Here is a 12524-nt window from a genome sequence, read left to right on the forward strand (position 1 = left end):
TTGGCGACATCATGACTGTGTCACTTATCACTATCGCGCTGTCAGAAGGGCTGCGATGAACGACGTGCCCTATGTGGGCCGCAGGCGCCTGCTCAAGATGTTCGGCTTGGGCGCCACCGCCACGACCGCCACGGTCCTGCAAGCCGACCCCGTGCTCGCCGCAACGCTCGGCCACGACGAACGCACCGGCGTCTCTCCCACCGACTACAAAGCCCCCACCGGCATCGCGGGCAACACCCCCGCCCAAGCGACCGCCGACGCCTGGATCACCTCCCACAGCCGCACGATCACGGAACTGAGCGACGAGATCTGGCAACACGCCGAACTGTCCCTCCGGGAGTGGAAGTCGTCCCGGGCCCTCGCCGCGCTGCTGGAGCGCAACGGATTCCGCGTCACCTGGGGCTCCGCCGGCTTCCCGACCGCGTTCGTGGCCACTTACGGCTCCGGTGGGCCGGTGCTCGGCTTCAGCGCGGAGTACGACGCCCTGCCCGGCCTCTCCCAGAAGAAGGGCGCGTCGACGCACGATCCACTCGTCTACAACTATGACGCCTACGGCCCGACGTATGGCGGCGGCCACGGCGACGCGCACAACCTGCTGGGCGGTGCCGCCACCGCCGCGGCCATCGCCGTCAGCAAGGCCATTGAGGCGCACGGCCTCAAGGCCACGGTGAAGCTCTTCGGCAGCGCGGGCGAGGAGCAACTGGTCGGCAAGGCGTACGCGGTCAAGGCCGGCGTGTACGACGGGCTCGACGCCGTCCTCGACTGGCACCCGTTCAACGTCACGATGCCGTTCTGGAACACCACCAGCGCGCTGTTGTCGGCCACGTTCACCTTCCTCGGCGCCTCAGGGCACGGCGGTACCCCGCTCGGCAACAAGAGCGGTCTCGACGGCGCGCTGCTGATGGCGACGATGTCGGAATACCTGCGGGAGAAGAACGTCGCGCCGTCGGGCCGCTTCCACTACGCGATCATCAACGGTGGCGGCGCCCCCAACGTGACCCCGGACATGTGCTCCATCTGGTACTACGTCCGCGAGGGCAGCCCCGCTCGCGCCCAGGTGCTCTACGACAAGATCGTGGACTGCGCCAAGGCGGCCGCCCAGGCGAGCCAGACCCGGCTCGTGCACAAGTTCCACTCCGCCACCTGGAACCTGCTCGCCAACAAGGCGGGCGCCGAGCTGGTGTATGACAACATGCGGCGGATCGGCGCGCCGCAGTTCACCGAGGACGACCACGCTCTCGCCAAGGCGATCCAGAAATCGCTGGGCAAGCCCGAGACCGGCATGCCCACCACCATCACCCCCCTCGCCCCACCCGCCGCCAACTACACCGGCGGACTGGCCACTGACGCCGCCGACGTCAGCTGGCAGGCGCCCACGGCCACACTGCTCGCGGCGGCCTATCCGCCCGGGCTGCCCAACCACAACTGGGGGGTCACCGCCACCGCCGCGACCCATATAGGCCACCAGGCCATGCTTTCCGCCGCCCGTTACATGGCAGCCTCCGCCGTCGACCTCATCGAACAGCCCGACCTGCTCCAGGGCATGAAGGACGAGTTCAAGGAGCGCACGAGCGGGGTGACCTGGAAGAGCATGATCCCTGACGGCACGCAGCCGCCGCTGTACGAACCGCCCGCCGAGTTCCTGAAGGCGACCGGGCAGTCCTGGCCGCCCCCCGGCGTCACCTGGCCGATCCCGCAGATCGTCGCTCAGGAACAGCTCGGCACCACCGGCCCGGCGCTGCCGCCGGTGACTTGATCGGAGTCGCATCCGACTCCCGCCCCCTCTCCAGAGAAGGAGCCCCGTCCATGAACGTCGGCATCGGCCTGCCCATCGGCGATCCCAGCTTGCTGCCCACCTGGGCCCGACGGGCCGATGCCGGTCCGTTCAGCTCCATCGGTCTGCTCGACAGGCTGGTCTACGACAATCCCGAACCCCTGACCGCCCTGGCGATCCTTGCGGGCGCCACCTCGCGCATCCGCGTACAGACCGAGGTCCTCCTCGCCCCTACGCGCGACACGGTGCTGCTGGCCAAGCAGGCGGCCACCATCGACCGGATGACCGGGGGGCGGCTCGTGCTGGGCCTCGGCGTCGGCACCCGCGCCGACGACTACGGGGCCGTCGGCGCCGACATGCGCGTCCGCGGGCGCCGCCTGGACGAACAACTGGCCGTCATGCGCAAACTGTGGTCCGGCGCGGAGCTCGGGGACGGCATCGGACCGGTCGGACCGCGCCCCGCCCGTCAGGGCGGCCCCGAGGTCCTGCTGGGCGGATTCCGCCCCACCGCTCTCCAACGCGTTGCACGGTGGGCCGATGGTTACCTGGCCGCCGCGCCCGTGCCGATGGTCGCGGACCTGTTCGACATCGTGCGCAGGGCCTGGCGCGCATACGGAAGGGAGGGCCGGCCCCGGCTCGTCGCCCAGGTCAGCGTCGCGCTCGGCCCGGAGTCCGTGATCGACGAAGCCCGCGCCGCCATGCTCGGCTATTACGACTTCACGGGCATGGCCGACCGGATGGCCGCGGGCCTGCTCACCACTTCGGCGGCCGTCCGCGCGACCATCGCCGCTCTCGCCGACCTGGGCGCCGACGAGGTGATGCTGTATTGCTATGGTCCCGACCCGGACCAGGTGGACCGGCTTGCCGACGTGGTGTGAGGCACCGGCGACTGGGGGCCGGGCGCATGGACGGTGCCCGGCGCCTTCGCAAGGCACTGCGCAGCGGCGAGGCTTGTCGATCGCCCACCGTGTGAGGCGTCCGTATTCGCGGTGTCGGCCCGTGGACGTGAGCCCTACCGCAGCCTGGGTGCTGATCCGCTGGGGCTGTGCTGCCCCATCCCACGCGGGCCGGTGACCGGGGAGCCTCAGAAGTCACCGGTGCCCGACTGCCCGACGACTGGGCCGGGCGGCGGCCGGAAAGCGGAAGCTTGGGTGGCGCCCCCCGGATCGACAGCCGGTAGGCAACGGGTTGGCCAGTCCCCGGGGGTGCTGCGGGCTCAGGTCCTCAGCGGCCGGACAGACTGCCCCCGCCGTCCACGCCGAGCACCTGGCCGGTGATGAAGCCGGCGTCCTCGCTGACCAGGAAGGCGATGGCTGCGGCGACCTCGTCCGGGCGGCCGACTCGGCCCATGGGCACGGAGCCCAGCACCCTCGCTTCCTCCGCCTCGCCCACTGGGTGTTTCTCGCGGAAGAGTTCGGTCTCCACCGGGCCCGGGGCGACCGCGTTGACCGTCACGCCATGCCGCGCCAGTTCCAGCGCCCATGTGCCGGTCAGTCCCACCAGCGCGCTCTTGGCCGCCGCGTAGCTGCTGCGCGTACGGGAGCCGTGCTGCGCCCGGCTCGTCACATTGACGATCCGCCCCCAGCCGCGCTCCCGCATCCCACCGATACACGCCTGGGTGACCTGCACGGCGGCGCGCACGTTCAAGTCGTACACCGCGTGCAGCGCGTCGAGGGTGATGTTCCCGAGCGGTTCCGGCATGACGATGCCGACGTTGTTGACGACCACGTCCACGCTCTCCTCACGGGCGAGGGTGTCCAACAGCGCGTGCGTGTCCTCGGCGTCGGCGAGGTCGCATGCGTGCAGCTTCCCCGGGAAGTCACCGTCCGGGATACCGCGGGCGATCCCCAGCACTCGGTGTCCCAGACCGGCGAGCCGGTGCGCGGTGGCGAGGCCGATTCCCTTCGACGCTCCTGTGATCAGCACGGTACGTCCGGACACAGCGGTCTCCTTGTCGTCGATCATCTGTGACTTGACCTCTGCGGCCGATCCTTCCATCCGGCTCGTACGGCAGCCCGACACCGCGGGCCTCCATGGTCCCCACCCGGGACGCAAGTGCCGGTGACCGGGTACGGCAGGGCACGAGGGCAGAATCGTTCGCCCGGCGGATACGGGGTGTCGCAGGGAATTACGTCGTAATAGGCGGTGTCTTGCGGCGATGCAACGTACCCGCCGATGCGCGCTACGGTGACCTCTTCGCCTGAGACAGTCACCTTCGCCACAGCTCCCAGAAGCGGAACACCGTCGAGGCGTCCAGGCAGTACTCCACGCCGCGTACGTCGGCGCGGATGATCGCGTACTGCTTCCCTTGCCACAAGGGCAGTACCGGCACATCCTCGGCCACGATGTGCTGGACGCGGTCGAAGTCGGGGGCGTCGGCCGCGCGGTCGCTCTGTGCGGCGGTGCGCGGGATGAGGACGTCAGTGATGGTGCTGTTGGCGTAATGGTTGCGCAGGACGTTCCCCGTCCCGAAGAACGGAGCGATGAAGTTGTCGGGGTCAGGGTAGTCCGGCACCCACCCCTTGACGTAGACGCCGTACCTGCCGTCGGCGACATCCTTCTCATACTGGCTGAATGGCACCGAGCGTACATCGGCGTCGAACAGCCCGCTCGCGTTCAGCTGTGCGGCGATGGTCCGCACCTCTTGGTCGGTGGCCGGGCCGTACCGGGCAGGAGTGGACCATAGGGTCAACCGCACCTTGCCGGTGATGCCGGCGAGATGCAGGACCCTCGCGGCCTTGTCCCGGGAGGGCCGAGGGCCGTAGGCGTCGAAGAACGCCGTGTTATGACCGGCCAGACCGCTGGGAACGACCGAATACAGCGGTAGCACGGTGTCGTGGTAGACCTCCTCTACCAGGGCTTCGCGATCGACGAGGAGGGCGACGGCCCTGCGTACGGCGAGCTTGCCGGCCACGGGATCGTCGAGGTTGAACACCAAGTGCTGGATCTCCGCGCTGTCGCCGTCCACCACGTCGATGTCCTTGAGCGTCTTGTGCTGCTGCATGTCCGCGACAGTGCGTGCGTCCAAGCCGCGGTAGGCGATGTCGACGTCGTGGTCGAGCAGAGCACGTTTCAGCGCCTCCTGGTCGCCGTGGAACAGCCGCAAGGTGATCCCCGAGTTGTGCATCGTGCCAGTGCCCTTGTATCGCTCGTTGACGGACAGAACTGCCTTGCCGGACGTGAAGGAGTCCAGCCGGTACGGACCCGAACCGACGGCCCGTCCGTCCGTGAGCAGTTCGTTCGCCGGATACCGTCGGTGGTCGACGATGGAGCCGGCCGCGGAGGCGATCTTGCTGGGGAACGTGGCGTCCGGGCTTTTCAACCGAAAGACGACGGTCCTCTCGTCCGGTGTCTCGACGTTCTTGATCCCCGTGAACATGATCGCGGGTCCGCCTGCGTCATCGATCCTGCGCACCCGGTCGAAGGAGAACTTGACGTCCTCAGAGGTGAGCGGGTCACCGTTGCTGAAGACCAGGCCGTCCTTCAGGACGCACCGGTAGACCTGTGCCCGGGTGTCGGTGAAGGAACAATTGTCAGCCGCCTCGGGCTGGGGCTGTGTGCCGCCCTTCGGGAAGCTGAGCAAGGTCTGGAAAACGTTGTCGAACAGCAGCCAGGAGCCGGGGTCGTATCCAGAGGCCGGATCCGTCGCCAGGACGTCGTCCGTCGTTCCAACCACCATGCGGGTGCCTCCGTCCAGGGCGCCGATATCGTCACATCCGGTCAGTAGACCGCAGGCGACCCCCATGACGACGGGAAGGATCGACCACAGGTTGCGTGTGTTCACTGCAACTGCCTCTTCTTTGATGCGTGGATGAGAAGCCGGTTCTAGCGGCCGCGGCCCGGCTCCCATGCCCTGTTCCTTCTCTGCGGGGAGGCGTAGTAGGAGGCTCGGGGTGGTGTCATGCGACTCGTCAACGCGACCGGACCGGCGTCGAGACGGTCCCGGCGCGGTGTGCCCACGGAGCCCGCGCGCCGGGCACCCCCGTCACTTGAGCCGTCGGCTCGAACGCACGGGTCTCCTCGCGGTTCATGCTCGGGTCTCTCCAGGCGTCACGTCGGTGGGTGCGGCGCTCCGGGCCGTCCGCGCCGGGGTGGGACGGGCAAGGCCGGTTCGGCATGAGGTTAAGGCGCCCTGTGCCGCCTCGTGACTGCCACAGGACGCGACGCCCCCCCACCGTGAGTGACTCAGTGTGTTCGGCCGACGGGGAGAACCGCACCTGTGACCGGCGCAGAGACGGACGAAATCGAAATGCGTGCCGACGTGGCACTGTCGCCATGGGATGACATGTGACTGATGGTCATGGTCCCGGTCACTGCGGGGACGTGGGGCGTGGCGTCCAATCGGGCCGAAAAGGCAAGCGGTGTGCCCGCGCGTGTCAACCGGATTCTCTCAGTCTCCGCCGGTGCGCCAACCGTGCCGCTGGGCAGACGGTGTCGGACGCGCCACAGTGCGCACGGACGGCAGCGTCCGTTTTGACCGTCAGCCACCCGGAAAGACGCCTCGCTTCCGGCACGTGCCGACTACGTGCCAGGCATGTGGCCGAGCCGAACGCTTCCGGTGCTCCGGGGGCGTCGGGGAGCCGGGATCACAGGGTATGGATCGTCTCAGCCAGAAGCCGTGGCGCGGACAAAAACGGGGAATGGGCCGTCGGCAGCGACGTGACGACTGTCGGATTCCCGGGAAACGCCGCGTCCGCCTCCGTGATGAACAGGTCCTGAAGGCCGAGCGGGACACATTTGTCACGCGTGCAGCGCACGTACGTACGGGGAACTGACCCCCATGCCTCGGCCGTCAGACGTGTTGTCTGGGCCGCGAGACCGACGGGCGCGTCGGACCCCAGTAGCGCGATGGCCGCGTCGGCGAGTGGCCGGGGAACGTCCCCGTACAACGTTTCCCGCAGGGTTCGCAACACCTCCTCGTCGTCGCTGCGTGTGTCGATCCGCAGGGCGCCGGTCACCGAAGCATCGCCGCTCAGCAGCGCGGGAATGCGGGATTCCGCGAATTCGGGGCGCTTCATGTAGGCGAGCGCGGTCACCTCGGAGGCGGGCATGTACCCGCTCACATAGACGATTCGGGCGACGAGGCTGGGATTCTCCTGCGCCAGGCGCGTGACGACCGTGCCTCCGATGCTGTGCGCCACCAGCGTCGCGGGCGCGCCACGCCCGACCCGCCGCACCGTGTCGGCGAGGTCGGCGGCGGCACCGGCGATGTCGACGTGCGCCAGCGGAGAGACCTCGGAGGCGAACGCACCGGGATCGAAGGGTCTGCGCAGCAGCGCCGCGGGTCTGCCGGCCCGCAGGCCGTGCCCCGGCAGGTCGACGGCGACGGCCGGCCTGCCCAATGCGGCCAGCTCCACGATCACTTCGTTCCAGCACCATGCGCCGTGGAAGGCGCCGTGCACCAGCACCAAGGGTCCGTTGTTCACGCTGGGATTCTCTCTCTTCGCACGCTCGGGCGTGACGCGCCCCCCGATCTCCGGCACCGCTCGACCGGACTCGACTCTTCCTTCACGCCGGCCGGCCACACCGCACGGTCCTCTGCAACCGTCGCGGTGCCCGATTCCGAAGCCTCCTGATCGCGGGAGCCACGGGCGGAAGTCAAAACGGAGTGGTCTCGTCGTCCCGGCCGTCGCCGTCGGGTGACACGCCGGTCCTCGCGGCCGGGGCACGAGTGCCCATGTCACTGGTCGCAGCCGGACCGAGAGGTGGGTTGCAAGATCACGGGTCATGCCGGCCCTGTGGAGACGACGTGTCCGCTTTCTCAGGAGTGCTCGGTACACGGACCGGGTGCGCACGGTGGCGTCACGTTCGTCCCGCTCCGGGAAGGTTGGCGTCGACGACCGCGCCCGGCGGCGGGGTGGGCGTCCGCTCCTCACCACCCCTCCTGACTCCGGTCCGGCGCGACGCTATACGCCGTGCCGGAGAGCAGGCCGGTGACCGTGCCGCCGATGGCGAGGAACACGGCGGCGCCGGCGAGCTTCGCGGCGAGGGTGAGGTCCGTGGTGAACGGCAGCAGGGCCAGCGCCACGGTCACCAGCCCGGCGATCCAGGTGAAGAAGGCGCGCGGCCGAGCGACGGTCAGCAGCAGCAGGTGCAGCAGCCCGGTGGCCGCGACGGCGCCGGCCGCCGCCCACGCGGCGAGGTAGCCCGTCGTGGCGTCCCCCCACGCGCCGGCCGCCTCCGGTACGAACACCGCGATGCCGAGGACACCGCGCACGAACATGGTCGCCACCACCGCGACCAGGGCGGCGACCACCGCCGTCGCGGCCCCGGTCGCCCACAGCCGGCCGGCCGCGACGGACCGCGGCCCGGTCGGCGTCCGGTAACCGGGCCCGCCGCGCGGGGTGTTGTAGGGCGGAACGTCGCCGTACGAAGGTGAGCCGGCCATGAGGAACCTCTCGGACGTGTCGTCACCGAGTTGACTCGTTGCCATGTCGACCGGCTGTCACTCGACTTGCTGTCAGGTCGACTGGCGGTCGTGTCGCGCTGGTACCAGCATGCTCCGCCTTCGCCGTCGACGCGACCGATGCGGGTCTTCCGCCGTGCCGGGCAAGGGACTTGCCCGTTCGGGCCCTCCTTGTGAGGCGAACGGGAAGACGCCGGGCCGCGACGGTGCTTCACTCCTCTTTCGTGATCTTCCCGTGCCGAAAACGGGCGAAGCTGAGGCCTGCGCGGTCCGCACCGGATCACCGAACCGCACACCCGAGAGAGAGAACACCTTGCTCATACGCCGAAGCGCCGGGCCACGCCGGCGCAGACGCCAGGCCGTCGGCGCCGCCGCGCTGGCCACCGCCGTCCTGGCCATTCTCGGGGCCGTGACCCCGGCCGAGGCGGGAACCGGGGCGGCGGCGCCCGTGAAGCAGTCGGCGGCGCCCGCCGCACACAGCCGTACCGAACCGCTCTGCGGCCCGCCCAAACCGCACGAGTTCACCTGCTTCGGGCTCCGCCGCACCGACCTGACGGCCCGCAAGGGCGTCCTCGGGGCCGCGGACGACCCCCAGGGCTTCGGCCCCTCCGACCTGCGCGGTGCCTACGGCCTGCCCGCCGACGGCGGCGCGGGCGCCACCATCGCCGTCGTCGACGCCTTCGACAACCCGAACGCCGAGGCCGACCTCGCCGTCTACCGCGCCCAGTACGGGCTGCCGCCCTGCACCACCGCCGACGGCTGCTTCACCAAGACCGACCAGCGCGGCGGCACCCGCTACCCGGACCCCGACCCCGGCTGGGCGACCGAGATCTCCCTCGACCTGGACATGATCTCCGCGGTGGCGCCCAAGGCCCGCATCCTGCTCGTCGAGGCGGACACCGCCACGATCGACGACCTGGGCGCGGCCGTGGACCAGGCGGTCGCACTCGGCGCGAAGTACGTCTCCAACTCCTACGGCTCCAACTACGCCTTCTTCCCGGAGGACCCGGCGGAGTCGGCGGCCGACGTCCACTACGACCACCCGGGCGTCGCCGTCGTCGCCTCCTCCGGCGACTTCCGCTACGGCGTCTCGTACCCGGCCGCCTCCCCGAACGTCACCGCGGTCGGCGGCACCACGCTGACCAGGGACCCGGACGCCGCACGCGGCTGGTCGGAGTCGGTGTGGGACCACGACGGCAACGGCGCGGGCTCCGGCTGCTCCCGGTACGAGCCCAAGCCGGCGTTCCAGCGGGACACCGGCTGCCCCGGACGTACCGTCGCCGACGTCTCCGCGGTGGCCGACCCGGACACGGGCGTCGCCGTCTACGACAGCTACGGCGACACCGGCGGCTGGGGCGTGGCGGGCGGCACCAGCGCCTCGGCGCCGATCATCGCGGGCGTGTACGCGGACGCGGGCACCCCGGCGGCGGGCTCCCGGCCCGCCGTCTACCCGTACGCCACCGGCGGCCGGGGCCTGCACGACGTGACCTCGGGCACCAACGGGACCTGCGCGCCGGCCTACCTGTGCACCGCCGGTCCCGGCTACGACGGCCCCACCGGCCTCGGCACCCCCGACGGCCTGACGGCCTTCACCATGGGCCCGCACGGCACGCTGAGCGGCACGGTCACGGACGCGGGCTCGGGCGCGGGCGTCGCGGCGGCCGAGGTGACGGCCGGGCCGTACAGCACGGCCACCGACGCCCACGGCCGCTACACCCTGCCGCTGCCCGCCGGTGACCACGACGTCCGGGTGACGGCCTACGGATACGCGCCGGGCACCCTGGCGGGCGTCCGCCTCACCGACGGCGGCACCGCGAACGGGGACCTCGGCCTGCGCAAGCTGGCCACCCACCGGGTGTCCGGCACCGTCACGGACGGCTCGGGGCACGGCTGGCCGCTGCACGCGAAGATCACCGTCGACGGGGTGCCGGGCGCCCCGGTGTGGTCCGACCCGGTCACCGGCGCCTACCGCCTCGACCTGCCCGAGGACCACACGTACACCCTGCGCGTGGTCGGCGACGACAGCGACTACCAGTCCCTCGTACGCCGGGTGACCGTGGGCGGAGCGGACCGGACCGTCGGCCTGGCCCTCCCCGTGGACACCTGGGCCGCCGACGACCCGGCGTACACCGTGAAGGCGGACACCGTCGGCAGCGAGACGTTCGACGGCGCCTCCGGGCCTCCCGCCGGCTGGAGCGTGACCGGCAGCCCGGGCTGGACGTTCGACGACCCCGGCGGCCGGGGCAACGGCACCGGCGGCTCGGGCGGCTTCGCCGTCGCCGACGCCGACCACGCCGGGAGTTCTCTGGACACCTCCCTGATCAGTCCCGCCTACGACTTCCGGCGCGCGGGAGACCCGGCGCTGAGCTTCGACACCGACTACGAGGGATCGGCCGGGCAGAAGGGCGAGGTGCAGGTCAGCGCCGATGACGGCCGCACGTGGACCACGGTGTGGCACCAGGACCAGCTCTGGACGAGCGGGCGGGTGGAGGTCCCGCTGACCGAGTACGCCGGCGAGGGCGCGGTACGGGTGCGGTTCCACTTCACCGGGCCCGGCCTGTTCTGGGCCGTGGACGACGTCACCGTCACCGAACGGGTGGCCACGCCCGTCGCCGGCGGCGTGCTCACCGGCACCGTCACCGACGCCAACACCGGCAAGGGGCTGCTCGGCGCCGTGGTCCGCACCGGCGGCGCGAGCGCGCCGACCGTGGCGGCCTCCGGCGACCCGCGCGCGGGCGACGGCTACTGCCGGCTGTTCGTCCCCGGCGGCGGCCGGACCGCGGCCACGGCGGCCAAGCCGTCCTACGCCGAGGCCACGCGGACCGTCACCGTGCCCGCGGACCGGGTCACCGCGGCCTCGTTCGTCCTGAAGGCCGGCCGGCTCTCGGTCGGCACGACCCGGATCGACGCGACCACCGCGCGAGGCGGCCATGTCGTGCGGAAGGTGACGCTGCGCAACACCGGCACCGCGCCGCTGACCGTCCGCGTCGGCGAGCGCACCGGCACCGCGCCGGGCTCCCCGGCCCCGGGCACCGCCTGGCGCGACCTGCCGGACCTGCCCGTCCCCGTGATGGACAACGCGGTCGGCACCTACCAGGGCAGGCTCTACTCCGCCCTCGGCTCCGACGGCCAGGAACCCACCACCGACCTCTACGTGTACGACCCCGCGACCGGCGCGTGGCGGCGCGGCCCGTCCGCGCCCGAGCCCCGGCAGGCCACCGCGCACGGTTTCATCGGCAGCCGCCTGTACACGGTGGGCGGCTGGGGGCCCCAGGAGACCGTGAGCCGGACCACGCAGGTCTTCGACACGGCCACCGGCCGCTGGTCCAAGGGCCCGGACATCCCCGAGGGACACTACGGAACGGCGAGCGCCGTCCTCGACGGGCGGCTCTACGTCGTCGGCGGCTGCACGAACACCGACTGCTCGGACACGGTGTACGTCTTCGACCCGCGCGCCCGGTCCTGGTCCCGGGCCGCCGACTACCCGCAGACCATCAGCTGGGCCAACTGCGGCCCCGTCGACGGACGGCTGTACTGCGCGGGAGGCATCCACGACTACGTCGAGACCGGCGACGGCTACGTCTACGACCCCGCGTCCGACAGCTGGCAGCCCATCGCCGCCATGCCGGCCGGCCTGGCGACCGGCACCTACGCCGCCGCCAACGGGCGGCTGCTCGTCTCCGGCGGCTTCAAGCGCGTCGGTTCCCAGCGCGTCCTCACCGCGGAGGGATACGCGTACGACCCCGGCAGCGACGCCTGGACACCGCTCCCGGACGCCCCGAGCGCCGTGTACCGCGGCGGTGGCGCACCCGGCCTGTACCGGGTCGGCGGAAGCAGCCAGGCCCGCTTCCCGGTCCCCGTGTCCACGGCGATCCTGCTGCCGGGCTACGACCGCACCGAGACCGACGTGCCCTGGCTGGCGGAGACCCCGCACCGCCTGACCCTGCGTCCGGGCGGTACGGCGACGGTCACCGTCACGCTCGACGCGCGCCGCCTGGAGGGCACGGGCGACTGGACGGCGTCCCTGGCCCTGGCCACCGACGGCCCGTACTGGGTGCCGGACGTCCCCGTGCGCCTGCGGGTGGTGCCCCGCACCGCCTCCCGGGGCTGACACGCGAACAGGGCCGCACCGCCGGACACGTCCGTGTGTCCGGCGGTGCGGCCCGTCCGGACCCGAGGGTTCCGCCGTCCGTCCTCGCCGGACCGCGCGCGGAGACGGTGCCCGGGACCGAAGGGTGCCGTAGCGCACCCCCGGCTCAGGCGGTGTGCAGGGCCGCGTGCAGGGTGCGGACGGCCATGGTGATGGCGGCCTCGGCGGCGTGTGTGCCGCGCAGGGCGTTGAGC

7 protein-coding genes are annotated in these 12524 nt (G+C 71.5%); 3 read left to right on the forward strand and 4 right to left on the reverse strand.

Annotation, left to right across the window (positions count from 1 at the left end; translation table 11 throughout):
• Positions 1-55 precede the first annotated feature (55 nt).
• Together ABZV94_RS20300 and ABZV94_RS20305 are read left to right on the forward strand one after the other, a co-directional pair.
• On the forward strand, positions 56-1756 hold the full coding sequence (locus ABZV94_RS20300) for an amidohydrolase (protein WP_356341997.1): 1701 nt from the start codon (positions 56-58) through the stop codon (positions 1754-1756).
• Between the two features lie 50 nt (positions 1757-1806).
• Positions 1807-2652, forward strand: coding sequence for an LLM class flavin-dependent oxidoreductase (locus tag ABZV94_RS20305; RefSeq protein ID WP_356341999.1), 846 nt, complete (start codon positions 1807-1809; stop codon positions 2650-2652).
• Between the two features lie 346 nt (positions 2653-2998).
• Here the strand turns inward: ABZV94_RS20305 and ABZV94_RS20310 are convergent, their stop codons facing one another.
• From ABZV94_RS20310 to ABZV94_RS20325, 4 genes are all read right to left on the reverse strand, one after another.
• Positions 2999-3715 carry an SDR family oxidoreductase gene (locus ABZV94_RS20310; RefSeq protein ID WP_356342001.1) on the reverse strand — a complete coding sequence of 239 codons (717 nt, stop codon included), beginning with the start codon at positions 3713-3715 and terminating at the stop codon, positions 2999-3001.
• A 268-nt stretch (positions 3716-3983) separates the two neighbouring features.
• Complete coding sequence (locus tag ABZV94_RS20315) at positions 3984-5558, reverse strand: ABC transporter substrate-binding protein (protein WP_356342004.1); 1575 nt, start codon at positions 5556-5558, stop codon at positions 3984-3986.
• Between the two features lie 802 nt (positions 5559-6360).
• A complete protein-coding gene (locus ABZV94_RS20320) occupies positions 6361-7200 on the reverse strand; it encodes an alpha/beta hydrolase (RefSeq protein ID WP_356342007.1) in 840 nt (279 codons plus the stop codon).
• Positions 7201-7646: 446 nt separating this feature from the next.
• Positions 7647-8207, reverse strand: a complete 561-nt coding sequence (locus ABZV94_RS20325) for a DUF6069 family protein (protein WP_356342009.1) — start codon at positions 8205-8207, stop codon at positions 7647-7649.
• 286 nt (positions 8208-8493) lie between these two features.
• Between ABZV94_RS20325 and ABZV94_RS20330 the strand changes: the two genes are divergently transcribed.
• Positions 8494-12291 carry a kelch repeat-containing protein gene (locus ABZV94_RS20330; protein ID WP_356342011.1) on the forward strand — a complete coding sequence of 1266 codons (3798 nt, stop codon included), beginning with the start codon at positions 8494-8496 and terminating at the stop codon, positions 12289-12291.
• Positions 12292-12524: the final 233 nt, after the last annotated feature.

Origin of the sequence: Streptomyces sp. NPDC004658 (assembly GCF_040609555.1) — a bacterium.
Lineage (GTDB): Bacteria > Actinomycetota > Actinomycetes > Streptomycetales > Streptomycetaceae > Streptomyces.

Coding starts and splice junctions, on each gene's coding strand:
- ABZV94_RS20300 (WP_356341997.1), top strand. CDS start 56: ATGAACGACGTGCCCTATGTGGGCCGCAGGCGCCTGCTCAAGATGTTC.
- ABZV94_RS20305 (WP_356341999.1), top strand. CDS start 1,807: ATGAACGTCGGCATCGGCCTGCCCATCGGCGATCCCAGCTTGCTGCCC.
- ABZV94_RS20325 (WP_356342009.1), bottom strand. CDS start 8,207: ATGGCAACGAGTCAACTCGGTGACGACACGTCCGAGAGGTTCCTCATG.